Genomic DNA, 25,150 nt, shown 5'->3' with positions numbered 1-25,150 from the left:
TTACGTTACGTCTAATTCAGCCGTAACGCACCATATTTTCAGGCGTGTTACGCGCTGCTTGAACGCACCCTACAATTTAAGGCTTACTTTATCAGGACTTACGCAAAAAATAGCCCAAACCTTTATTCTCCGGTAGAGGCAATTCATGAATTGCCCCTACCGCGTGTAGTTTTGCGTAAGTCCTATTTATAAATGGTCTCTTAGAACCCAAATTCTAAATTCAAAATCAAGATTGACCAATATTTAAGACTTTTCGTAACAATACTTGGTCTTCTAATTTGGCTTTTAAACGACCATTTTCGATATCTCGAATCCAGCTTTGACTTTTACCTGTAAGCTTTGCTAACTCCCTTTGGGAGAGATTCAAATTTTTTCGCGCTTGCAAAATCTGTTCACCCAGTAAATCATTTGTAGCTTTCGGCTTCCTTTTGGCTTTGGCTGTTCGTCGTTGCTTTTTTTCCGATTCTGAAATTTGCTGTTCCCATTCTGGTGGGAGTTCAAAAGCCAAAATCCGCGCATTCATTAGCAGATTCCATTTACCACGGGGGCCTGTATCTGTGAGGCGAGTTTCAGCACCACCGTCGTTAGTCCAAAATTCTAATGCTTCATCTGGATCTTCGGGAAGATCAATTAACTTCGCCCACAAAGGTTGAATTTCTGGTGGGTAAGTAACTGGATCGAAAAGTGGTTTCATTCCATAGTGATTGAGAATTTCCAAATCGCTTTCAAAAGTTCGCAGCAGACGTTTGCGTTCTTCCCGTTGTCTGGATGCAAGGGCGACTTTTTCCTCACCGTAAGCAATACGCAGCAAGGTAGGAATGGTAATGCGTTGTTCTTTGCCCATTTTGGTTTTAAACAGCAACCACAGCATTAGTCGGACTGCACCTTCATGTTGTTGCCAAATGCTCATAACTGTGGTTAGCAGCGTTTTGGGGAGACTGCCGTATTGATAGAATGCGGTTCGCTCTTTACATGCTTGTTTGTTTAAGAAATATTGTGCCCAAATGCCTGCTCTGACTTTAAAAGTTAGCCCAATAAGATATTTGCATCCGAGATTGTCTTCTTGAAAGTGGTGCTGAATGTCTACCAAGTGCCATAAGCGGCTTCCTACAACAGAGAATCCGTTAATTCGACCTTGTTGAGGCCAGTCAATGGAGATAATCAGGGAGCAAGCTTGCTGAACGATATTTTTCATTAAAGCTAGCTTGGCAGCTTTGCTCAAATCTTTGCGTTTCTCCATCCCCAAATATTTCTCAATTTGTCGCTCATCGATCGCAAATTCTTGCTCCCAAGGTTGATCTAAGGCTGTGGCGTAAGCTGCAAAAATCAGATGTATGCAAGCGGCTCTGATGTCAAGCCCCTCAATTGCTGCTATATCTGTGGCTTTGTCGTTGACTTTGAATGGATCTTGGATGTGAAATGCGATCGCACCCCTACCTTGGTTGACTTGTCGGCTGTAACACAGATAACCGTCTTCATCATTTTCCCAATGTAGAGATGTGCGTTGCGCCAGCACATTACAAGCTTCCCAAATAGCGATCGCTGAAGCAAATGGGTTATTCTTGCCGTTAGAAAACAAGTCTAAGCTGGTAGCATCTCTCGGTTCAACTTTGCATCTTCCCTTTTTTGCCTGCCAAGGAATCGGAGAATTACTTGGACAAGCTATTACACATTGCGGCTCTGGATAATAGCCCTCACAATTATTACAAAGACCAGGATCAACCCAGTATTCATTGTTCTCTATTTTGATTGCACCCGTAGGACATTGAGGGCGGCAGTTGTCACATCCAACGCAACTGTTGTTAGGAATTGTATAAGGCATTTGGCTCTTTTCCCACTCTAATCGTTGAGATGTCTGGCTCAGGTCTCCCCTGGATGAGTCCTGTTTATTCATGACTCGCTACCACATTATCTTTCTGGCGAGAATCACCTTTTCTCACCACACTCAATCCCCACATCCATATTTTTACTTCACATCAAATTGGAGCTATTTAAGGCTTTAAAAATCAGCCTAATAAAACTTCTTATTAACTATACATTTCATGAAAAAAATGATTAATTTGTTCGTACTGAGCTTAGGAAAAAATCTTAACATTTATTTTCTTAGGTACTTAATGAAGATTTTAGATTTGACTATAAAAGCTTACTCAAGGTGTTTCTAAGGAAAAATCAAACCTATTGCAATTGGAAGTCATCTAATTTATTAATAATTTTAGTATTTAATGTAGGGTAATATTCTGCCATCAAGTTTACAGTTTCTTCATAAATTAATTCTGCTTATTGAGGTGAAATCATAATATTCCTTTTATCAGCATTTATCTAAATAATTGAATCAAATAAATTTAAAATTGTTGCTTGATAAAATACATATTGCATATATCAAATTGTAACTAATGAACATCTAATTTTGTATATATGTATACTTTTAGTCTATATTTATTTGCCTAAACCTAAATATATTTGAAAAAAAATATCATCACTGTTATAAATATAGTTGCTTTTGTTAAGAAATAATAAAACTGCATCTACAGGAGGCTTTACCCCAATTTTTTCTTCTCTAGTTCCTATGGAGAGCATGGGAATGCCTGATTAGGGGCTGCTGTCAGAAATTGAGTCAGAGACTCAATGAATGCGTTCCCATGCTCCGCATGGGAACGAGGAAAACATATTATTGGTAATATTTTTCATCTATTATTTGAAATAAAAAATAATTTAGCATTGTGTTCAAAGTCATCGAATTTTGATGAGAGAAAAGTAAGTTTTGAATAGAAAAGAATAAAAGATTAGGATAATATGATGATTAATGCACAAACAGATTGACAGGCAAAATTGCCGAGGATTTATTCATGGCACAACTAACAGGTTTGACATTTGGCGGTAAGACTTGGACACCAAAATTTGCTCAGGAAGTTGACAAAGAAAAATGTATCGGCTGTGGCAGATGCGTTAAAGTCTGCGGGTACAATGTGCTAGGTTTGAAAGCGCTGAATGAAGAAGGTGAATTTGTAGAAGATGAAGATGATGAAGAAGTTGAACGGAAAGTAATGGCAGTTACTTCTCCTGATAACTGTATTGGTTGTGAAGCGTGTTCACGGATTTGTCCCAAGAACTGCTACACCCATGTTGCATTAAACAATTAAGGTTTTTAGAGTTAGTCAAAATTGTTGTTAATTCAAGGGGGCACTGTTTGTATAAAGCGCAAATGCGCTAGGCAAGGTAACTTGAGGGGAATACTAAATATTTACCAGAACTAAGAAATAGTTCACAGTAAACAAATCCGTAAATCACAAAATGTTAGCTATTAACAAATTTAAACTTGCTGCTAATATAGCCTAATCAATATTAGAGCTAACAGTGCCCTCTTGGAACAACTAGCTTTTCTGAAAGCAGAGGGCTAACTTTGTGGTATGAGTTGAAATATAATTTGTAATTTTATGGGGGAAAGATATGGAAAAAATCTGGAAGTTTCCCCCATTTTTTATGGCTGCACGTTAGAAAGTGAAAAGGGAATGGGGAGTGGGGAGTGGGGAGTGGGGAATAGATAACAATCCCCAATTCCCAAAACCTAGAAAATAACACCTCTAAAGACGGTTTACAAAGCAGGTAGCATGTATGCAACAAGTTCCTGTTTCACTATGGACTCTGGTTGCTGGAATAGTAGTTACAGCAATCAGTATTTGGATTGGTCAGAATCACACTCTGATGCCGGTGCAAGCTTCGCTTCAAGCGCCTTTGGTAGATGGTTTTTTCAATGTCATGTTTACCATTGCGATCGCATTCTTCTTAGTGGTAGAAGGAACAATTGTAGTTTTTTTGATTCAGTTTCGTCGCCGTCCGGGTGACGATACCGATGGCGTGCCAATAGAAGGTAACTTGCCCTTAGAAGTCTTTTGGACAGCAATCCCAACAGTGATTGTCCTCCTCTTGGGCATCTACAGTGTAGATGTTTTTAACCGAATGGGAGGCTTTGATCCTGCGGGTCATCCTCATTCAGCAGCTCATGTTGCTCACATGCCGGGGAGTGCTATTGCAGCCACATTAAGCGATGCTGAAGCAACAACTGCCCCATCAATTGCCCCAACAATTGGCATCGGCGCATCTCCTCAAACCCTAGACAAACCAGCCGATTTAGTTGTTGATGTCAAAGGCATACAGTACGCCTGGATATTTAATTACCCCGATAGTGGCATTACTTCCGGGGAATTGCACATACCCGTCGGTGCTGATGTGCAACTCAACCTTTCAGCACAAGATGTAATTCACTCATTCTGGGTGCCAAATTTCCGCCTGAAACAAGATGCACTTCCCGGTATCCCTACCCAACTACGATTTGTTGCCACCAAACCAGGTACATATCCCGTAGTTTGTGCTGAGTTATGCGGTGGTTATCACGGTTCAATGCGGACACAGGTAATTGTCCACACACCAGAAGAATATAATAGCTGGCGGACAGAAAACCAGATTGCTCAACAGCAAAATCTAAATCAAGTCGTTGCAGTTAATCCAGCCGACTTATCAACATCAGAGTTTCTCGCTCCTCACACCCATGATATGGGAATTAGTGCAGCAACTCTAAAGTCAGTAGTCATGAGACGCGATTAATCGCGTCTGTACAAGAGATGCGATTAATCGCGTCTGTACAAGAGTCGCGCATAGTGGTAAAAGAATATGACGCAGGTAGAATTTCCCCAGAATACTCCACCAGAAGGAAATAAACCGGAAACTCTGGTGCTTGGCCACACCTCGCATCCAAAGGCGTGGAAATGGCAAGACTATTTTACATTTAATGTTGACCACAAGGTTATTGGTATCCAATACCTAGTGACAGCGTTTGTATTTTATCTGATCGGTGGACTGATGGCGATCGCTCTGCGTGTCGAATTAGCAACACCAGAATCAGACGTACTCGACCCCAATCTGTATAACGCTTTCATGACCAATCACGGGACGATCATGATCTTCCTGTGGATTGTCCCCAGCGCCATTGGGGGGTTTGGTAACTTTTTGGTGCCGTTGATGGTCGGTGCTAGGGATATGGCTTTCCCGAAGCTAAACGCGATCGCCTTTTGGTTAAATCCACCAGCCGGAGCGCTCATTTTAGGTAGTTTCATTTTTGGCGGTTCGCAATCTGGTTGGACAGCTTATCCACCCTTGAGTTTGGTGACAGCACCCATCGCTCAAACTATGTGGATACTGGCGATCGTCTTGGTAGGAACTTCCTCAATTTTGGGTTCGCTGAACTTTGTGATCACCATTTTGATGATGAAGGTTCCTAGCATGAAATGGGATCAAGTACCCCTGTTTTGCTGGGCAATCTTGGCAACTTCCCTGCTAGCACTTTTCTCCACACCAGTATTAGCAGCCGGTTTAATTCTGCTGTTGTTTGACCTCAACTTTGGCACCTCCTTCTTTAAACCAGATGCAGGCGGTAACGTTGTAATTTATCAACACTTATTCTGGTTTTACTCTCACCCGGCAGTATATTTAATGATTCTGCCCATCTTCGGCATCATGTCGGAGGTAATTCCAGTTCACTCCCGCAAGCCCATCTTTGGTTATAAAGCGATCGCTTATTCTAGTGTAGCCATCTGCGTTGTGGGTTTGTTCGTCTGGGTACACCACATGTTTACCAGTGGCACACCCGGTTGGATGCGGATGTTCTTCACCATCTCCACGCTGATAGTTGCAGTTCCCACTGGCGTGAAGATTTTTGCCTGGGTTGCTACCCTTTGGGGTGGTAAAATCCGCTTCACCACTGCGATGCTTTTCGCCATTGGCTTATTGTCCATGTTTGTCATGGGCGGCTTAAGTGGTGTGACGATGGGAACAGCCCCCTTTGATGTTCACGTTCACGACACATATTATGTAGTAGGACATTTCCACTACGTTCTGTTTGGCGGTTCCGTGTTTGGCATCTACGCCGGTATTTATCACTGGTTCCCCAAAATGACCGGGCGAATGTTGAATGAAACCTGGGGACGCATTCACTTTGCTCTCACCTTCATCGGCACGAATCTGACCTTTTTACCCATGCACGAGTTGGGTTTAAAAGGAATGCCCCGACGCGTGGCAATGTATGACCCCCAATTTATCGACCTCAATCAAATTTGTACCTTTGGTTCAATTGTTTTGGGGATATCGGTAATTCCTTTCGCCATCAACATGATCTACAGTTGGCTCAAAGGACCCTTGGCTGGTGATAATCCTTGGCAAGCTTTGACCTTAGAATGGACAACTAGCTCACCACCTGCAATTGAAAACTGGGAAGTGTTGCCCGTTGTGACTCATGGACCTTATGACTACGGTCATGGTCATAGTACTCAAATACAGCCATCTGCAACGCCGGAAGCTACTGCTTAGTACGGCTTTGCGTAAGTAAAAGCGTAGCGTTTTTAATGCAGACCGATGCATTCACAATGCAAGCCGATGCATTCACAATGCAAGCCGATGCATTCACAATGCAGACCGATGCATTCACAATGCAGACCGATGCATTCACAATGCAAGCCGATGCATTCACAATGCAGACCGATGCATTCACAATGCAGACCGATGCATTCACAATGCAGACCAATGCATTCACATTGTCCGGTATTGCCAAATTTAATTCGCTACGAATTAATGAAATGCTGTACTGAGTTAAGAAATAACTCTTGTGGGGTTGGGCATCCTGCCTTAATTTAAGACAAGTGAAACACCCATCCCACAAGCAAATTAGGACTGTGAAGAATTGAATTGCCCGACGCTTTACCTTTGAGGGTAAACAATATGACTATAGCTACAACGACAAGCGAAGATCACAGTGCGGGACACGAAGAACATCCAGATTTAAGAGTTTGGGGACTGTTGACCTTCCTCGCCTCTGAATCCCTGATGTTTGGAGGATTTTTTGCCACTTATTTGTTTTTTAGAGGTACTACAGCAGTTTGGCCTCCAGAAGGGAGTGAAGTAGAACTACTTGTGCCGACAATTAACACCATTATTCTGGTGTCTAGTAGTTTTGTCATTCACTTCGGTGATACGGCGATTAAAAAGAATAACGTCAAGGGAATGCAACTGTGGTATGCAATTACTGCAATCATGGGGGCAATTTTCTTAGGTGGTCAGGTTTATGAGTACTCAACATTAGGATACGGTCTGACTACTAACGTCTTCGCCAACTGCTTTTATATCATGACAGGGTTCCACGGTTTGCACGTTTTTATCGGACTGTTATTGATATTACGTGTATTGTGGCGATCGCGTCTTCCCGGTGAATATTCTGCAACCAATCATACTTTCATCGAAATGGCAGAAATTTACTGGCACTTCGTAGACATTATTTGGATTGTTCTATTCACCCTAGTGTACGTTCTCACATTGTTTTAAATTGGGCATGGGGCATTGGGCATGAGGCATTAGTTATTAATTCTTCCTTCTCATCACCCCTACTCCCCATTCCCTACTCCCCACTCCCCATTCATTAATTTATTATGCAACTTGATACAAACAAATTCTCATGGTTCCAGGTTCCAGATGACATCAAAAACCTATTAATTTTAGCTGCACAAAACTGGGAAAATACATCAGAATCCGAAAAATATATTCACCAAGCTTTAGCCCAAACTGGTGAAAATACAGATGTCTTGGTAGCAGCATATAGATTTTTCTATTATAAAAATAATTATTCTCTTGCACTACAAACAACAGTCAAATTATTAGATAAAATTAAAGAAGTAGAAAAATTGCCTGATGATTGGGAGCAACTTAAGCCTATATTAGTCAATCGCCAAGAAGATCCACAAATTCGATTGTACTTAAATGCTTATGCTGCTTCGGGATTAGTACTAGCAAAGTTAGGAGCAATCGAGCAAGCAAAAGAAATCAGCACCAGAGTCAAACAGATAGACGACAAGAATGATTTTGGTGCCGGGATTCTCCTGGATATTTTGACACGTCCAGCAGAAGAAGATGATTAATTAGTCAATCCACTTCTCTATAAAGTGATGTGCGAAAGAGTGGGGAGATAAGGGGACAAGGAGAATAACCAATGCCCAATGCTCAATGCCCAATGCCCAATGCTTAATGCCCTTTTGGTGAACAATCATGAACAATTGGTTATCTACTAGATCATATTCCCTATTGGGAGCGGCTACTGATAGTAACTCTATCTTTCCTGCTATTACCATACCTACTAAAGCTCCTGTAGGTAATATTCCTAATGTCTCCCCGATCATTATCATCCAATCTTCTCCGCTATCAATTTGAAAATTATGAAAGGTAGGGATTGGCTACTAACGGGGGACGGTGAGCATCAAGCCTGTAAATCTGTGAGAGAATGGGATTTATTGAGAGAGAATTATCGTCTTTATCGGTTTTTAACTGAGTTGGAAGATGTTCTTAATAGTGTAGATGATGAAGCCAGTCGTCTCCCAGAAATTCGGATGCTCGTAAGGCGCTTGATTGTAAATTCCTACTGGGTGGGAAGTCAATCTTTAGAGCCTTCGCCCAAAACGGGAACCTCTGTTTTACTCCTATACGATGAATTGGGTTTTCCGTTGACAGTGCAAACAGTAACATTTGCACCGGGAACCCGATCAAACATTCATAATCATGGGACGTGGGGAATAGTGGCCGTGTTAAAAGGCCAGGAAAAAAATACTTTTTGGCGACGCACTCATAGCCCAGAATCTCAAGACAAAATTGAAACAACGGGAGAAGTAATTCTATTTCCAGGAGACATTATTAGCTTTACTCCTGATGCAATTCACAGTGTAGAAGCAGTGGGTGATGAACCAACTGTGACTTTTAACATTTATGGCGAAACTGATCCAAAAGAGAGATTTGAATTTGACTCAGTTACCCATCAGGCTAGGAATTTTTGATTAGGAATCGTCATATCAGGCTCGTAGTTGCGCTTTAGCGCTAAAGCGCAACTACAAACAATTGAGTAATTAGGAGATAGTTAAATGGCAAGAGTAATTTTCTATAGCAAACCAGGCTGTCAAGGTGGTACTAAGCAAAAAGTTTTGCTAACAGCTGCTGGTCATGAGGTGATACCATACAACCTGCTCACAGAACCTTGGACAGTTGAGCGGTTGCGTTCATTTTTTGGCGATCGCCCCGTAGCCGAATGGTTTAATCCTTCCTCCCCCAAGATAAAATCTGGTGAGGTAGTTCCTGAAAAAATTGATGCAGATACCGCTTTGCAGTTGATGTTGAGAGAGCCATTGTTAATTCGCCGTCCTTTGTTAGAAATAGGCGACCGCCGCGAGGTAGGATTTGATGCAGAAAAGATTGATGCTTGGATTGGCTTAAAACCTGCTGACGAATCCTTGCAGGAAATGAGCGAAAACCTGATGAAGCAAGATTTGCAAAACTGCTCCCACGGTCAAACTCCTAGTCATGAGCAGCATAATCAGCAAGGTGACTGTAATCACGGTAACAGTTCTCAACAACAGAAAAAGCAAGGTAAGTGTAACCATTAGTACACGACTTAGGGACTGACAAAAAAAATACTCAACTACTTCTTGTGGGGCGGGCAAGATGCCCGCCCCACAATCAATAAGGTTCGGTTAAGGTTATTTGATGAAAATAATATATCCCCAAGACGCGATAAATCGTCGTCAGGACGAAGGACTGATTATTGTAAAGACGGCGATTTATCGCGTCTCTTGCCTTAACCGACAAGCCCGCCCCACAATCTTGGATAATTTATGTATTTAAATACAACCTCAGAGTAAATTAGTATTCGTAATCCTTCGTAAGAATATGTATACTTTTGTATTAGATATTACAAAGTTTAACTTGCATGGGCATATTAAAAATGCCTACATTGCAAGAAAAAATAATGACAGCTACTTTATCCGGTTATCAACTCCTCGAAACGCTTCACTCCGGTAGTAAAACCGTCATTTATCGTGGACGGCGAGAAACTGATAACGCCTCCGTCATTGTCAAAACTCTCCTGTGCGAACATCCACCCCTAGAAGACATTGCTCGACTACGCCACGAATATCAAATCATTGAGCCGCTGCGAATTCCTGGCATTGTTAAAGCCTACGAGTTAAAGAATTATCAACATAGTCTGGCTTTAGTTTTGGAAGATATTCCGGGTTGCTTGCTCAAAGAACTGATTGCAACTCAAACAACCACCCTGATTGCTTTCCTGAAGGTGGGGATTAATCTGGCACAGATTTTAGGAGAACTGCACGCCCAAAAAATTATACATAAAGATATTAAGCCGCACAATATTCTAATTAATCCCGAATCTTTTGAAGTCAAACTGATTGACTTCAGTATCTCCTCGCGCCTTGATCAAGAAAATGCCACCTTGAGCAATCCTAATTTGCTTGAAGGCACCCTTGCCTATATGTCACCTGAGCAAACAGGCAGAATGAACCGGGTATGCGACTATCGCACCGACTTTTATTCGTTGGGTGTCACCTTGTATGAAATGTTGACAGGTACGCTGCCGTTTCAAGCTGTTGACCCGATGGAGTTGATCCACTGTCACATCGCCAAAATGCCCGCCGCACCCTGTCAAGAAACTGTGTGTCGCGTTCTGGAAGATGTGCCAGAGGCGATTAGTGCAATTATTTTGAAGTTATTAGCGAAAACAGCAGAGGAGAGATATCAAAGTGCTTGGGGACTGAAAGCGGATTTAGAGGAATGCTTGTTTCACCTTCAAGTGACTGGCAAGATTGAAAACTTTGTACCAGGAAGACAGGACAAATCAGGGCATTTTTTGATTCCGCAAAAGCTCTACGGACGTGAAGTAGAAGTAGCAACATTGATGGCTGCATTTGAGCGTGTGGCTAACCCCCCTGAATCCCACGCCAGATGCTTCAAGTCGCCAGAGCCGCCCAACGCAATGGCTCCCCTTGGTAAGGGGGGATTCAAGGGGGTAGAACTCATGCTAGTTTCTGGTTATTCAGGGATTGGTAAAACGAGTGTTGTTAATGAAGTTCATAAACCGATTGTGGGTGCAAGGGGTTATTTCATTGCAGGCAAGTTTGACCAGTTCAAGCGCAATATTCCCTATGCGTCGTTGATTCAGGCGTTCCAATCTTTAATTCAGCAATTACTCACCGAAAGCGTTGCCCAAATCCAAGGGTGGAAAGAGAAACTGTTAAGCGCGTTGGGGGAAAATGGGCAAGTCATTATTGATGTCATTCCTGAAGTCGAGCTAATTATTGGTGTTCAGCCACCGGTGACACAATTGGGAGCGACAGAATCTCAAAATCGCTTCAATCGCGTCTTTGGGCAATTCATTGGCGTATTCACGAACCAAGACCATCCTTTAGTTGTGTTTCTCGATGATTTACAGTGGGCAGATTCGGCATCGCTGAACTTAATTGAGCTATTGATGACAGATACTGAGCGCAAATATTTATTATTAATTGGGGCATACCGCGATAATGAAGTGTCGCCCACCCATCCACTGATGATGAGTTTGTCCAAGATTCAATCCTCTGGTGCGGTGGTGGATAACATCCTCTTGGCACCGTTGCAGATAACGGATGTGGAAGCGTTAATTGGCGATACGTTGAATCACATAGAACAAAGTCAGCCACTAGCAGAATTACTATTTTCCAAAACCGGTGGGAATCCCTTCTTCTTAACGCAACTGCTGAAAACCCTGCATCAAGAAGACTTGTTAACATATAACTTTGAGTCTGGGGTGTGGCAATGGAATATCCAACATATTCAAGCGATCGGTATTAGCGACCTGAATGTTGTTGAATTAACGGCGAGAAATATTCGGAAACTCTCATTAGAAACGCAAAAAGTTCTTAAACTGGCTGCTTGTATTGGTAATACTTTTAACTTAGATGTATTGGCGATCGTTAATCAAGCATCTTCTCTAACGACTGCGGCGCAATTGTGGTCAGCGTTGCAAGCTGGGTTGATTTTGCCGTTAAATCAGGATTACAAGATTCCCTTAGTATTTAATCAGGAGGAATCTGGCGGTGTTACCTTAACAGATATCAAGGTTGATTACAAATTTTTACATGACCGAGTACAGCAAGCGGCTTATTCTCTGATTCCCGATGAAGATAAGAAAGCAACGCATCTAAAAATTGGTCAATTACTGCTGCAAAATACTACACCAGAAGAACGCAAAGAAAATGTATTTGCTTTAGTTAATCAACTCAATTACGGGACTGATTTATTAACATCTCAAACAGAAAAATCTGAACTTGCAGAACTCAATCTCATCGCCGGTCAAAGAGCTAAAGCAGCTACAGCGCACGATTCCGCGATCAAATATTTGCAAGTTGGTTTGGGACTGTTAGCATCTGATAGTTGGGACAATCAATATCAACTGACATTAGCACTGCACTCAGAAGCAGCAGAGGCAGCTTTTTTGAGCGGTGATTTTGAAGGAATGCAGAGATTTGTTGAGATAGTCCAAAACTGCGCCAAAACGCTGCTGGACAAAATTAAAGTGTATGAAGTTCAGATGCAAGCTTACATCGGGCAGAACAGACTGCTAGAAGGGGTTAATACGGGGCTACAAGTTTTAAAGCTATTGGGGGTAGAGTTTCCCGAAGAGCCAAACTCGTCAGATATTGGGCAAGCACTAGGGGAAACTGCGGCAATTTTGAATGGAATGCAAATTGAGGATTTAATTGATCTGCCTCAAATGAGCGATCGCTATAAACTAGCAGCCATAAGAATATTATCAAGTCTGTTTGCTCCTGCATATATTGCAGCCCCAGAACTGTTGCTCTTGACGTTGTGCAAACAAGTAGATTTATCCGTCCAATATGGCAATGCTTCCATATCTCCCTTTGGTTATGCAAATTATGGTCTTCTTCTTTGTGGCATTGTCGGAGATATTGATTCCGGTTATGAGTTCGGTCAATTGGCTTTAACTCTATTGTCAAAGTTAAATGCTCAAGAAATCAAAGCCAAGACAATCCTGATAGTAAATATATTTACTCGACATTGGAAAGAGCATCTCAGAGAAACCTTAGAACCTTTAGTGTCAGCTTACTCTATCGGCATGGACACAGGTGATTTAGAATTTGCTGCCTTTAATCTATTAATGTACTCTTATTTCGCTTACTTTAGTGGTAAAGAACTGACTGTCCTTGAAAGAGAGATAGCAGCCTACAGAGATGTTGCTAATAAAATCAACCAAGAAACAGCGCTTAATTATATAGAAATCTATTGGCAAGCTATCTTAAATATGCTCGGAAAGAGTGAAAATCCCTGCCTTCTAAAGGGTGAAGCTTACGATGAGCAGATCAGGTTGCCATTGCACCTGCAAGCGAACGACAAAACGGGACTTTACTACATATATTGGAACAAATTTTTACTTAGTTACTGGTTTGAAAATTACTCAGAAGCGATTGATAATATCGTGATAGCAGAGAAGTATTTGGACGCAGTGGTAGGATTGCCCCTTGTTCCTCTATTCCATTTTTACGATTCTTTAGTACGGCTAGCGGTGTATCCTGATCGCCCACAGTCAGAGCAACAGGAAATTAGCGATCGCGTCCAAGCTAATCAAGAAAAAATGCAAAAATGGGCGCATCATGCCCCAATGAATTATTTACACAAATTCTATCTAGTAGAGGCAGAACGGCATCGTGTTTTCGGCGAAAAAATCGCAGCGATCGAGATGTACGATCAGGCGATCGCACTTGCTCAAGAAAACGAATACATCAATGAAGAAGCGATCGCTCATGAACTCGCAGCCAAATTTTATCTGTCATGGGGTAAAGAAACGATTGCTAAAACCTACATGACAAATGCCTACTACGCCTATAGTCGTTGGGGGGCTGTTGCTAAAGTCAAACATTTAGAAGCACGCTATCCGCAATTGATTGTGCAATCAAATACAGAAAAACTCGAAAGTAATTACCTGCAAACTCTTCAAACAAGCTCTACAACCACCGGAGGCTCCCACATTCTCGACTTCATGACAGTGATGAAAGCTTCACAAGTACTGTCAGAAGAAATGGAGCTAACTCACCTGCTCCAAAAAATGATGAAGATTGTCATCGAAAATGCTGGCGCTCAACAAGGTTACTTTATTGCCAAACACGATAATCAGTGGCTGCTAGAAGCAGCAGGAATTGTTGAAGGTCAGGATGTTAGTGTATCTACTGCTATTGTTAACTCGAAAGATGAAATTGATTCAGCTTTGCTCCCAGTTGCTCTACTCAACTATGTCGAAAGAACTAGAGAGAACTTAGTTTTAGACAATGCTGTTAAAGACTCCCGCTTTGCGGCTGATGCTTATATCACCACTTATCAATCTAAATCGATTTTGTGTTTACCACTGATTCACTCTGGCAAGTTTACTGGGATTATTTGCCTGGAAAATAATCTCATTCCTGGTGCTTTTACCTCAGAACGGCTGAAGGTGCTGAGTCTATTGATAGCACAAATTTCGATTGCGATCGACAACGCCCGTCTCTACACCAATCTGCAAACCTACTCGCAACAGCTGGAAGCGAAATCACAAGAACTCGAAACTAAAAACGAAGCTTTCCAAGCATCCGAAACACGAGAGCGAGAAAAAGCTGAAGAACTTGCACAATCGCTGCACAAACTACAACAAACCCAGGCTCAACTTGTGCAGACCGAGAAAATGTCAAGCTTAGGGCAATTGGTGGCAGGCGTTGCCCACGAAATCAACAATCCGGTCAATTTTATCTTTGGCAACCTAACTCATGCCAACAACTACAGCCAAGATGTGCTGGGACTTCTGGAACTTTACCAGAAACATTACCCATCGCCCCATCCAGAGATTCAGGAAGAAGCTCTGGCAATTGATTTGGAATTCTTGCTAGAAGACTTACCCAAGCTACTTTCCTCCATGCGGGTTGGCGCAGACCGAATTCGCCAAATTGTCGCTTCCCTGCGAACTTTCTCACGCATGGACGAAGCCGAAATTAAAGCCGTTAATATTCATGAGGGCATTGATAGTACCCTAATGATTCTGCAACATCGCTTCAAAGCAAAGTCAGATCGTCTCGGTATTGAGCTTGTGAAATATTACGGCAACCTGCCCCAAGTAGAATGCTATGCAGGGCAACTCAATCAAGTGTTTATGAATGTGTTGAGTAATGCAATCGATGCTTTGGAAGAGTCATTAATTGACAATCAAGGACAAATAACAACTCCAACCATTACTATTCATACTGAACAAATTGATGCCGATAAAGTCGAAATTCGGATTGCAGACAATGGTTTGAGTATCCCAGAGTCTGTTCGGCGACGCTTATTCGATCCTTTCTTCACCACAAAACCTGTGGGCAAAGGAACAGGTATGGGCTTATCAATTAGCTACCAAATTGTCACCGAAAAACATGGTGGTTCACTTTCTTGTACCTCAGAACCCGGCGAAGGAGTGGAGTTTCAAATCCGCATTCCACTTCGCCAGGAAGTCAGCAAGAACGTTGCTGTTGGTGTCTAGAGGCTGAAATTCCACTCTTTACGCTTCCTATTCCTACTCTTTTTAACGCACCCCAGCAGTTTCTAAGGACAAATCTTGAAACATGGGTGTGCTGAGGTAACGTTCACCAAAGGAAGGCTGAATCATTACAATTAAACGTCCGGCATTTTCTGGACGTTTACCTACTTGAATTGCAGCACACAAAGCTGCACCAGAGGATATCCCAGATAATAAGCCTTCTTCTTTTGCTAAACGGCGTCCATAGGCGATCGCTTGTTCATCGCTGACTCTAATTACTTCATCAACCAATTCCAGACGCAGAACATCTGGGATAAATCCGGCGCCAATACCTTGAATTTTATGTGGACCGGCTTCACCACCGGAGAGAACTGGGCTATTGCTGGGTTCAACTGCGATCGCTTTAAAAGTCTTTTTCCGACCTTTCAGTACTTCTGCAATTCCAGTAATCGTCCCACCAGTACCTACCCCAGCAATGACAATATCCACTTCCCCGTCTGTATCTGCCCAAATTTCTTCGGCGGTGGTTTCCTGATGAACTTTGGGATTAGCAGGGTTACGGAACTGTTGCAGCATAAAAGCATTGGGAGTATTAGCCACAATTTCTTCGGCTTTGCGAATTGCTCCCCGCATTCCCTCAGCGCCTGGTGTCAACTCCAAACCTGCACCATAAGCTCTGAGCATAGCCCGTCGTTCTTGGCTCATTGTCTCTGGCATTGTCAAAATCAAACGGTAGCCACGCGCTGCTGCTACCATCGCTAGAGCAATTCCTGTATTACCGGAAGTAGGCTCAACTAAAATGGTCTTTCCAGGGGAAATTGAGCCAGCTGCTTCTGCTGAGAGTACCATACTTAAGCCAATGCGGTCTTTCACCGAAGCCGCCGGGTTCATGCCTTCTAATTTGACAACTATCCTTGCTACTACTCCCTCAGCTTGGGGAATCTTGTTCAGTTGAACTAAAGGAGTTCGTCCGATAAGTTCTGTTACATCTTGAGCAATCCGCATTATTTAACTCCTAAAATCCCAAATCTTAGTACAGAGTATTTACTTATAGCTTTTCCTAATCAAATGAGGTACATCATACCCCCCTCATCGCTTGCGGGGAGGGGGTTGGGGGTGGGGTTCTTGTATTTCACCCAACTGAGAAACGCTATATAACAATAAGCTTTTGTGTATTTAATTTGTAGTTTAGTCTCAATGAGTGCATATACGATGTATTCTAACTAAACCACAAAATATGAAAGTTTAGGAAGAACTTTTATCAGATGTCCCCATTGATTCTCACTTCAGCAGAGGTCTAGTTTGCCATACTTCTATTTTACCACTTGTAATTGCTGACTATTGCCTCTTAGTCTGAGATTGAATTTAGATAATTCTGTATATAGGCATAATTTTTAATATTATTCTCAATATTTTCTATTTGTGATGGAAATATAATTTACTTTCAAAACATTTAATTGCTTTTCCTAATTTATTAGTCTATCTTGATCAAGAGACATTGATATTTTCTTTTGAGTGCAGGTTTTGTCAGCCCAAAATTGCATCAAAAACAGTCCTTAATCATTGCCTACATTGCTTTTAGGTTGAGTGCAGAAATACCAGAACCCCACCTCGTAAATACTAGAACCCTGTCCTATAAACACTAGCACCCATACCCCAATGAATTTTTGTAAGACTTATCAGGTAGGAATTACAGGCTTTGAGTACTATTCTAATGAATTTAATAATCTTAACGGAGCTGGGGTAAACTGTTTTGTGGAGAGCGGCTGATATAAATCGTATAGGATTTACGCAGAGATTCCCCTCTACCCCCCAACATTCCTGAGCGAAAGCTTAGTGAACTAGGGGGGACTTCTTAATCTCTCTTTTGAGAGTAGGATGAAACCAGATTCCTTGAATCTGAATGCGTTATTTCTGACTGATTAATCCTAAATTTTGTGAAAAGTTTGGTAACTTTTCAGTCGTCAGTAATCAGTGGTAATTAGAAAAACAACTGATAACTAACGATTGTGCAAATTACCGTTTACACATATTTTAATATCAAAACTGTTTGAGAGGTAGAAATATCTAGCTACTTTAGATAAACAGCAAAAGATATTTTCTTACTGGGTGCATACTACCTAGCAAGGGAGAGCCAAGATGAAAACCAAACTTTTAAATATTCTCACAGTTTGCGTAGTTACCTTAGCAGTGCTTTCTCCAGAACTAGTAGTATTTGGTATAGTTTGGGAGCGACATCTGGAGTTAGTAAAATCCCAGAATTTAGCCTACGAAGTCAACAAGACTAGTACAGATGCTCCCGCCTTGGCTCCCCAGAAAGAGGGTACACATTCCTCTCAGACTAGCATCCAATCCTCTGACCGTAATGTGGTTGATCAAATGCTGACTGTTGCTGAACAATATAAATTTGCCACTATCCTGCAATGGTTCTTCTTGTTAACCCCGATTTGTGTTGGGTTAGGAATTCTCTTTTACGACAGATATCTTGTTCATCGTGCGGCTGTTTTAAGAGAACAAGTTGAAATGTTGGAAAGACTGTGGCAGCAAAGTATCGAACAGTAATAAACTCACAATTAACTCACTCAAATCAACAAAAATACCATGACAGAACAACGCGAACAGCTGTATTTTAATCTGATTGATGAGTTACTTAAATGCCCTAATGGTCAAGAACCAGAAATTTTGGAATCTCAGCCAGAATTGATTGATTCTGGTCTAGTACAAACAATGTTACAAGTAGCAACTATGTTTGCCCATGAAGGCAATCAAGATGGTGCCCAATTTTTATTTTTTGTGGCGCGTGAGCTAGCTAAAGAATTAGGTTTATACCCGGAAGTTCCCAATACTGAAGTTGCAAATCCTGAAGCTGCAAATAAGGAGTAAAAATGCTGTTGACCTCAACGGATGCGGGACAAATAGCTTTAGAACTGCTGATGGCAGATTGGAATATTTCAGAAGAGAACAGAGAGTGGTTCAGAATCTTTAACTCTCGTTTGATTGGCGAGAGTTGGTACACTGTGGAACTAGGTGTAGATGGATTTCCAGATAGGTGGTTTATTCAAGTATATGACAATGGAGTGTGTGACCCAAATTATACATTTGTTTCACCGATGGGTGGTTCTGAAGGATTTACGGACTTTATAAATGTGCCGGATATCATAGCAGAGGTCTTAGTTTGTGAACGCAATGCACGCTAATAAAACTTAATAATTAAACATTTAGAATTCAAAATTTAAATGTGCTACTTAAAAGCACTTAGTTTGAATTCATAATTTTCGATTGAATGTAATTTGTGTTTGGAAGTTAGGGAATTTCAGGATAACTGTTTTCTGCTTTAACCCCAATAATTTTATATTTCATTCACAAGAAAAGTGCTTTCCGCAAATATGAGGTGAAACCAAATAAGGTACACCTCTTTTTTTATGCAATATTTAATATTTTATTTAAAGTAAATAAGCTATTTTGTCATATTTAACTGATCAAAATATGTTATATTAAATAGCGTGATGGACGCTACAGAAATATCAGTTCCAATGATTGCTGAAGATATCTTAGCCAAAGAATTCACAAGAGTCGTCAACCATTACTACCCGCAAGTTGGGGAATTGCTGGATGGGTGTTATGTAAAAGTCATCACCTGTTTTTGGGGACGACCTGCTAGACGCTTGCAATATATAGGAATTTATTGCTCTGACGAAATGATTTCCTGTGTGCAAGCTCAAAAAGAAATACTCAGAGAAGTAGCAGGTAATATGGGTCTAATCCAAGTTGTCTGCATGAATGCCAAGCGATTGTTGGGCGATCCGATGTCGAAGGTCAAACAGAACAACCCACGCCTATGGTTGGAGTTGCAGTGGGTTGCAACTTAGTGGTTCATCGCATTAATTGAGAGGGGTAAATGTTTTTGTAGTAAGCACTAAAGTCCTCTCTACGAGACGTCACGCGAACACTACAAACTAGAATAGCCAGCACCTACGGTGAGTACAAAGTATCAACGCAAATAATGAAAACTGGAATTTTCTGCAATTACGATAATTTTCACCAAGATGCTCATCGTGCCATCTTTGAGCAAGTCGCGCTGGTAAAACAGGCAGAAAGTTTAGGTTTTGAGTCAGCCTGGGTGAGTGAACACCATTTTAGTGAATCCAACCTCAGCCCGTCCATGTTGGTGTTAATGGCACACTTGGCGGGATTGACTTCAACTATCAAATTAGGCACGGCGGCGGTGTTACTGCCATTCCATAACCCCATTAGGGTAGCGGAAGATATTGCCACTCTGGATAACCTGTGCAATGGACGATTATTATTTGGAGTTGCTAAAGGCGGCCCCTTTCCCCAACAAAATAAGCATTTTGCGACACTACCAAGTGAATCCCGTCCCAAGATGCTAGAGGCGATCGCACTAATTCAAAAGCTCTTATATGAAACTGATGTATCATTTAATGGGCAATATTATCAATGCGATCGCCTGACAATTTACCCCAAACCATTGCAGAGTAAAATACCAGTGTATGTTGCTACTGGTGGTGATGACGGTATCGAGTTTGCTGCAAAACATTCCTTCAGCTTGATGGGTGGGCCGCCATTTTCCCTAGAGAGATTGAAGGATACTGTTGGCAAATATCGAGCCTTAAATTCTAGTGGTGCGGAAAACTTCGTGCTAGCACGCTTCTTTTTTGTTGGCAAAACATTTGATGAGGCTGTGAGTGAAGCGTTACCTTTCGTTCGCCAATTTAGCCAGAAAATGAAAGCTAATTCGGCTGAAGTATTGCAGAATAGTGCGAATCCCAACCAAAAACCATTTGACCGCACAAATATTTGTTTCGATGAAGATTATTTAATTGAGAACTCAATTATCGGTGATGTGGAGACTTGTCGAGACAAAATCAAGAAATTTCAGGACGAATTAGATTTAGGTACGCTAGCACTCAAACCCTCATCTTCGGATCTGCAAAAAAACCTGGAGAGTTTGACGCGCTACAACCAAGAGGTGCGAAATTATGTCTTCTAAACTATACCTGCTTCCTCCCGATGATTTACCTCCCACTGAGGTAACGAAACAGGATGGAATGTTGCAAATGGAGCTAGAACAGTCTACTGGTAGATGCTTTTATCAAGCTTGCGATCGCATTACGCGAGTATTGTTATCTAATTGTCAGTGGTATCTCACAACAAATGCTAGCATCCTAACATTAATTATTGACTGCCCTGACATATTATCTTACTGGCATATCGTCAGCAATATTCCCCAGTTAGGTAATAGGTTAGAGCGGTTTGCTAAGAATGGCAAAATCCGCGTTTATCCGCCATTTGGTAAAGGGATGCCGTTTGAAATCAGCGTAAATGAAATATCAGCTTATCGAGATTGGCTTTGAGGTAAATAGGCGCAAACTGGGAATCACACAAAATATAGCTGATTCATCCTTATTACACCCTGTTACTTCTAAGTGCAGGGTGTTGTAATTTTTATCAAAGCCACCTCTCAAAATACCAGTTTTATGGAATATAATTCCATCTGCTTGGGTTAGCGCCAAAAACCTTAAACTGTGTAGGTTGGGTTGAGGAACCAAACCCAACATTTGTTGTGGTTTGTTGGGTTTCACTTTGTTCAACCCAACCTACAATTATCCTTAACCCAAGCGTATTGGAATCTAATTCACTCTCAGACGCTCACGAATTTCGCTTGTTCTTTACATCCTTCTGTACGAGACGCTGCGTGTTCGCGTAGAGATGGCAGTTCGTTAAAAAAATTTAGCTATTTTCAAGCGCTAAGGGAGTAGTATTGACAAGCTTGTTAGCTTTGCAATTATCCACGCATACCAACTCTCTAACCCAGTACTAGTAGTTACGGAAATCTGAAAAATCTGAATTTTAGGATTTACTTGTTTAGCATATTCTATGCACTTTTGAACATCAAAATCTACATAAGGCAGCAAATCAATTTTAGTGAGAATCATGATGTTACTAGCACGGAACATATGCGGGTATTTTATCGGCTTATCTTCTCCTTCTGTGACCGAGAGAATCACGACTTTTGCCTGTTCTCCTAAGTCAAATAAGGCTGGACAAACCAAATTTCCCACATTTTCAATCATCACAACTGAATTCAGTGGCGGATTTAATTGTTGTAAACCTCTGTCTATCATTGATGCATCTAAATGACAGCCTGTTCCGGTGTTGATTTGGATGACTTTAGAGCCTGTTTCTTTAATTTTTTTGGCATCGTTAGCAGTTTCTTGGTCGCCTTCAATGACGCTGATAGATAATTGATGCTTTAAATCATTAATAGTGCGAGTTAAAAGAGTTGTTTTCCCTGCACCGGGAGAACTCATTAAATTTAAGGCGAGAATATTTCGACCTTTAAACCATCCCCGATTTTGGGCAGCTAGCAGGTTATTTTTTGCCAATATATCCTGTTCTAAGGATATCGTTGTATTGTGTATTTTGGCATGAATTTGAGACGCTTCTATATGAGTATCGTTACTGTGGGAATGAGTGATGACAGTACCATCTGGTAAAGTGTGAGTATGATGATGTTCAGCTTCATCTATTTCCAGATTGATAATTTTAGTTTCGCCATCATCAGAACAACCGCAGGTTACACACATAATTCCTCTATTTCTATTTCTTTAATTTTTAGTTCTTCACCAGTAATTAAATCTAATTGCACGCTACCGCAGTTACAGATACCAAATGGTTTATCTAAATAAATTTCTGCACCACATTGACGACATCGCCCTAAGCCAGGGATTTCTAAAATTTCTAATGTCGCCCCTTCTAAAACTGTGCCTTGAGTGCAAATATCAAAACAAAATCGGATAGCGTCGGGCATAATAGCTGAAAGTTTACCAATTTCTAATAAAACTCGCTGCACTTTTGCGCCTTTGGCGTGTTCAGCGACAATTGCCACAATATTTTTGGTAATTCCAAGTTCGTGCATACTATAAAATCTATTAACAAATTCGTGGTAATTGGTCGCCTACCAACATATCAACAATCCTTTCAGCACCAAAAACTGTTTTTAACAATACTATACCTGGGGGTGAGGTAATAACTTCGCCAATAATACAAGCATCTTTGCCTGCTGGGTGTAATTTCATAGCGGATAAAATATTGTCAGCATTCTCTTTTGGAACCACCACCACTAACTTACCTTCATTAGCTAAATACAATGGGTCTAAACCGAGAATTTCACAAACTCCGTTGACTTCTTCACGCACTGGAATAGATTCGTCATAGAGACGAATTCCCACATTAGAACTGAGAGCAAATTCATTTAATACTGTGGCTAAACCTCCGCGTGTGGCATCTCGCATAGCATGAACTTTGGGACATACATGGAGAATAGTTTCTACTAAACTATGTAATGGTTGACAGTCACTTTCAATATTACTTTGTAAGGCTAATTCCCCACGAGCAATTAAAATTGCTGTCCCATGATTACCTATTTCACCATTAATTATTACTGCATCTCCAGGTTTAATATTGTGGGCGGAAATGTTAACTCCTCGCGGGATGATACCAATACCAGCAGTATTAATAAAGAGTTTATCGGCAGCACCACGATGTACAACTTTTGTGTCACCAGTGACAATTTGAATACCAGCTTTTTTGGCGGCTACTTTCATACTGGCTGCGACACGCCGTAAGGTTTCTACAGGTAATCCTTCTTCTAAAATTACGCTGCAAGTCAGATATAAAGGTTTAGCACCGCTTACAGCTAAATCATTAACTGTACCGTTGACGGCTAATTCTCCTATATCACTACCGGGAAAAAATAACGGGTCTACAACATAGGAATCTGTAGTAAATGCGAGTCTGTTTCCTTGTTGGAGGAGAGGGGCTAAGTTGATGCTGGCTTGGTCTTCTAATTGTGAGAGAATGGGATTATCAAAATTGCTGATAAAAATATCATCTATTAAATCGCGCATGGCTTTACCACCGCTACCATGTGCGAGAGTTATATGAGTGTCTTGCACTTTACTTTGGCGACGGCGGATTTTTTCTATGTTTTGAAATAGGGGATTTTGTATTGAGTTTGGGGGGGGAATATTCATATTATTTTTTTTTTAACGCAGAGGGAAGCGCGGAGGTACGCGGAGTATTTGTAAGGTGTATTAGTCGGAAGAGAAGCCGCAGGCGGGGAGAGGTTCTTGAGTTATAGTTATCTTTGGTTTTTGGGCGATTGTTCTTTTGGCAATGGTGGAGAGTCGCCCATATTTGTAATAGGCTGCACAAGCACCTTCGGAAGATACCATGCAAGTACCAATGGGTGTTTCTGGTCTGCAAGCTGTACCGAATACTTTGCACTCCCAAGGCTTTAAGACTCCTTTGAGAATTTCTCCACATTTACAAGCTTTATGGTCGGCTACTTTGAGATTAGGAATGGTAAATTTAAGTTCGGCATCGAATTGTGCATATTCAGATTTAATTTGTAATCCTGAATAGGGAATGTCACCTAAGCCGCGCCAATCAAAACTATCTCGCACGGCGAAAACTTTATTTATGGCTTGTAGCGCTACTGTGTTTCCGCTTTTTTGGACAATTCGGTTATATTGGTTCTCGACTTCACAACGATTTTCTACTAGCTGTTGCAATAGCATCCAAATTGATTGGAGAATATCTAAGGGTTCAAATCCTGAGACGACAATTGGCTTATTATATTGTTGGGAAATAAATTCATAAGGGTCAGTGCCAATTACCATGCTGACATGGCCAGGCCCAACAAATCCATCAAGTTGTAAATCGGGGTTATCTAATAGTGCTTTGAGGGCGGGAATCACGAGGACGTGATTGGAAAACATACTAAAGTTATGAATTTCTTCGGCTGCTGCTTGCAGAATGGTGAAGGCGGTGCTGGGCGCTGTGGTTTCAAAGCCTAATGCAAAGAAGACTACTTGTTTGTGGGGGTTATCTTTGGCAATTTGCAGGCTGTCTAAGGGAGAGTACACCATACGGATGTCTGCACCTTGTGCCCGGGCTTGCAGTAAAGTGGTATTGGAACCAGGAACTCGCATCGCGTCGCCAAAGGTGGCAAAAATGACGTTATGATTTTGGGAGATTGCGATCGCATCATCTAATCTCCCCTTTGGCATAACGCATACTGGACAACCAGGCCCATGAATTAGTTCAATGGCTTCGGGTAATATTTCTTCGATACCATATTTAAAAATGGAATGGGTATGTCCGCCGCATACTTCCATGATTTTGATGGGTTTTTTTAGCTGGTTGCATAATTTGGCGATTTCGCGGCGTATAGCTTCAGCTTTTTCAGGTTCGCGGAATTCATCAACATATTTCATAGGAAGTGAGGAGTAGTGAGTTTTATGTATCAGGTAATTTCGCTTTTGTAGTAGAAAGTTTTTTTAACGAACCGCATTCGCGCAGCGTCTCGCAGAGAAGGACGCGAAGGAAGAAAGAAATGAGTTTTAGACTCTTTCTCTGCGCCTCTACGTAAGACAAAAAAGGTCTATTATTTAAGTAATAATCCCTGCTTGTGCTGCTGCTAATTCTTGGAATAGTTGTAAAGTTTCCGCGGCTTCTTGTTCATTAATTCGATTCATGGCAAAGCCAACATGCACTAGCACCCAATCCCCAATACAAGCTTCGGGGGGATGTTGTTCATCTACGATACAAGCAATATTTACTTGGCGCTTAACACCACCAATGTTAACTATGGCTAATTTATGGTTAACGTTGGTAATTTCTATAATTTGTCCGGGGATTCCTAAGCACATT

At 41.4% G+C, this 25,150-nt stretch carries 25 protein-coding genes; 16 read left to right on the top strand and 9 right to left on the bottom strand.

Annotated elements, in window-relative coordinates; genetic code table 11:
* Window positions 1-226 precede the first annotated feature (226 nt).
* Window positions 227-1,822 carry a helix-turn-helix domain-containing protein gene (locus V7K30_RS03645; protein ID WP_334997206.1) on the bottom strand — a complete coding sequence of 532 codons (1,596 nt, stop codon included), beginning with the start codon at window positions 1,820-1,822 and terminating at the stop codon, window positions 227-229.
* Between the two features lie 1,024 nt (window positions 1,823-2,846).
* Here V7K30_RS03645 and fdxB point away from each other — a divergent pair.
* The 6 genes from fdxB (at window position 2,847) to V7K30_RS03615 (ending at window position 7,958) form a co-directional block, all read left to right on the top strand.
* Window positions 2,847-3,140 carry a ferredoxin III, nif-specific gene (gene fdxB, locus V7K30_RS03640; RefSeq protein WP_334997204.1) on the top strand — a complete coding sequence of 98 codons (294 nt, stop codon included), beginning with the start codon at window positions 2,847-2,849 and terminating at the stop codon, window positions 3,138-3,140.
* A 472-nt stretch (window positions 3,141-3,612) separates the two neighbouring features.
* Window positions 3,613-4,602, top strand: a complete 990-nt coding sequence (locus tag V7K30_RS03635; RefSeq protein WP_334997202.1) for a cytochrome c oxidase subunit II — start codon at window positions 3,613-3,615, stop codon at window positions 4,600-4,602.
* 66 nt (window positions 4,603-4,668) lie between these two features.
* Window positions 4,669-6,360, top strand: a complete 1,692-nt coding sequence (gene ctaD / locus V7K30_RS03630) for a cytochrome c oxidase subunit I (RefSeq protein WP_334997200.1) — start codon at window positions 4,669-4,671, stop codon at window positions 6,358-6,360.
* Between the two features lie 56 nt (window positions 6,361-6,416).
* Window positions 6,417-6,638, top strand: coding sequence for a hypothetical protein (locus tag V7K30_RS03625; protein WP_334997198.1), 222 nt, complete (start codon window positions 6,417-6,419; stop codon window positions 6,636-6,638).
* 130 nt (window positions 6,639-6,768) lie between these two features.
* Window positions 6,769-7,368: a cytochrome c oxidase subunit 3 gene (locus tag V7K30_RS03620; protein ID WP_334997196.1), complete on the top strand. Its 600-nt coding sequence runs from the start codon at window positions 6,769-6,771 to the stop codon at window positions 7,366-7,368.
* 104 nt (window positions 7,369-7,472) lie between these two features.
* Window positions 7,473-7,958: a hypothetical protein gene (locus V7K30_RS03615; RefSeq protein WP_334997195.1), complete on the top strand. Its 486-nt coding sequence runs from the start codon at window positions 7,473-7,475 to the stop codon at window positions 7,956-7,958.
* Here the strand turns inward: V7K30_RS03615 and V7K30_RS03610 are convergent, their stop codons facing one another.
* Window positions 7,959-8,222 (bottom strand): hypothetical protein, encoded by a 264-nt coding sequence (locus V7K30_RS03610; RefSeq protein WP_334997193.1) that lies wholly within the window; start codon window positions 8,220-8,222, stop codon window positions 7,959-7,961. It abuts the gene before it with no gap.
* 30 nt (window positions 8,223-8,252) lie between these two features.
* Between V7K30_RS03610 and V7K30_RS03605 the strand changes: the two genes are divergently transcribed.
* The 4 genes from V7K30_RS03605 to V7K30_RS03590 all read left to right on the top strand — a co-directional run bounded on the left by V7K30_RS03605 (window position 8,253) and on the right by V7K30_RS03590 (window position 15,415).
* Window positions 8,253-8,864 (top strand): cupin, encoded by a 612-nt coding sequence (locus V7K30_RS03605; RefSeq protein WP_334997191.1) that lies wholly within the window; start codon window positions 8,253-8,255, stop codon window positions 8,862-8,864.
* 84 nt (window positions 8,865-8,948) lie between these two features.
* Complete coding sequence (locus V7K30_RS03600; RefSeq protein WP_334997189.1) at window positions 8,949-9,467, top strand: ArsC/Spx/MgsR family protein; 519 nt, start codon at window positions 8,949-8,951, stop codon at window positions 9,465-9,467.
* A gap of 100 nt (window positions 9,468-9,567) precedes the next feature.
* Window positions 9,568-9,705, top strand: coding sequence for a hypothetical protein (locus tag V7K30_RS03595; RefSeq protein WP_334997187.1), 138 nt, complete (start codon window positions 9,568-9,570; stop codon window positions 9,703-9,705).
* A 124-nt stretch (window positions 9,706-9,829) separates the two neighbouring features.
* Window positions 9,830-15,415, top strand: a complete 5,586-nt coding sequence (locus V7K30_RS03590) for a trifunctional serine/threonine-protein kinase/ATP-binding protein/sensor histidine kinase (protein ID WP_334997185.1) — start codon at window positions 9,830-9,832, stop codon at window positions 15,413-15,415.
* Between the two features lie 42 nt (window positions 15,416-15,457).
* On the opposite strand, the gene cysK is transcribed toward V7K30_RS03590, so the two are convergent.
* A complete protein-coding gene (cysK, locus tag V7K30_RS03585) occupies window positions 15,458-16,417 on the bottom strand; it encodes a cysteine synthase A (RefSeq protein WP_334828744.1) in 960 nt (319 codons plus the stop codon).
* A 1,134-nt stretch (window positions 16,418-17,551) separates the two neighbouring features.
* Here cysK and V7K30_RS03580 point away from each other — a divergent pair.
* The 6 genes from V7K30_RS03580 to V7K30_RS03555 all read left to right on the top strand — a co-directional run bounded on the left by V7K30_RS03580 (window position 17,552) and on the right by V7K30_RS03555 (window position 20,787).
* Complete coding sequence (locus V7K30_RS03580; RefSeq protein WP_334997183.1) at window positions 17,552-17,974, top strand: hypothetical protein; 423 nt, start codon at window positions 17,552-17,554, stop codon at window positions 17,972-17,974.
* 39 nt (window positions 17,975-18,013) lie between these two features.
* Entirely contained in the window at window positions 18,014-18,295 is a 282-nt protein-coding gene (locus V7K30_RS03575) for a hypothetical protein (protein WP_334997181.1), read from the top strand.
* Between the two features lie 2 nt (window positions 18,296-18,297).
* The gene (locus tag V7K30_RS03570; protein ID WP_334997179.1) at window positions 18,298-18,609 is read left to right on the top strand and encodes a hypothetical protein; all 312 of its coding nucleotides are present in this window, start codon (window positions 18,298-18,300) and stop codon (window positions 18,607-18,609) included.
* A gap of 309 nt (window positions 18,610-18,918) precedes the next feature.
* Window positions 18,919-19,281, top strand: a complete 363-nt coding sequence (locus tag V7K30_RS03565) for a hypothetical protein (RefSeq protein ID WP_334997177.1) — start codon at window positions 18,919-18,921, stop codon at window positions 19,279-19,281.
* 134 nt (window positions 19,282-19,415) lie between these two features.
* Window positions 19,416-20,423, top strand: coding sequence for an LLM class flavin-dependent oxidoreductase (locus V7K30_RS03560; RefSeq protein ID WP_334997175.1), 1,008 nt, complete (start codon window positions 19,416-19,418; stop codon window positions 20,421-20,423).
* Window positions 20,413-20,787, top strand: a complete 375-nt coding sequence (locus V7K30_RS03555) for a hypothetical protein (protein ID WP_334692025.1) — start codon at window positions 20,413-20,415, stop codon at window positions 20,785-20,787. Before V7K30_RS03560 ends, V7K30_RS03555 begins: the two co-directional genes overlap by 11 nt.
* On the opposite strand, the gene V7K30_RS03550 is transcribed toward V7K30_RS03555, so the two are convergent.
* The 6 genes from V7K30_RS03550 to V7K30_RS03525 form a co-directional block, all read right to left on the bottom strand.
* Window positions 20,764-21,015, bottom strand: coding sequence for a hypothetical protein (locus V7K30_RS03550; protein ID WP_334997173.1), 252 nt, complete (start codon window positions 21,013-21,015; stop codon window positions 20,764-20,766). The two genes, V7K30_RS03555 and V7K30_RS03550, sit on opposite strands and share 24 nt — an antisense overlap.
* A gap of 165 nt (window positions 21,016-21,180) precedes the next feature.
* Window positions 21,181-22,020, bottom strand: a complete 840-nt coding sequence (gene hypB, locus V7K30_RS03545) for a hydrogenase nickel incorporation protein HypB (protein ID WP_334997171.1) — start codon at window positions 22,018-22,020, stop codon at window positions 21,181-21,183.
* On the bottom strand, window positions 22,011-22,352 hold the full coding sequence (gene hypA / locus V7K30_RS03540) for a hydrogenase maturation nickel metallochaperone HypA (RefSeq protein ID WP_334997169.1): 342 nt from the start codon (window positions 22,350-22,352) through the stop codon (window positions 22,011-22,013). Before hypA ends, hypB begins: the two co-directional genes overlap by 10 nt.
* A gap of 13 nt (window positions 22,353-22,365) precedes the next feature.
* Window positions 22,366-23,469 (bottom strand): hydrogenase expression/formation protein HypE, encoded by a 1,104-nt coding sequence (gene hypE / locus V7K30_RS03535; protein ID WP_334997167.1) that lies wholly within the window; start codon window positions 23,467-23,469, stop codon window positions 22,366-22,368.
* A 60-nt stretch (window positions 23,470-23,529) separates the two neighbouring features.
* On the bottom strand, window positions 23,530-24,714 hold the full coding sequence (gene hypD / locus V7K30_RS03530) for a hydrogenase formation protein HypD (protein ID WP_334997165.1): 1,185 nt from the start codon (window positions 24,712-24,714) through the stop codon (window positions 23,530-23,532).
* Window positions 24,715-24,888: 174 nt separating this feature from the next.
* Window positions 24,889-25,149, bottom strand: a complete 261-nt coding sequence (locus tag V7K30_RS03525; protein ID WP_334997163.1) for a HypC/HybG/HupF family hydrogenase formation chaperone — start codon at window positions 25,147-25,149, stop codon at window positions 24,889-24,891.
* Between the last annotated feature and the right edge of the window lies 1 nt (window position 25,150).

The sequence above is a fragment of the Nostoc sp. genome (assembly GCF_036917655.1).
Taxonomy (GTDB): domain Bacteria; phylum Cyanobacteriota; class Cyanobacteriia; order Cyanobacteriales; family Nostocaceae; genus Nostoc.
Note: the sequence above shows the minus strand (reverse complement) of the source record. Positions and strands in the feature narration are given on the sequence as shown.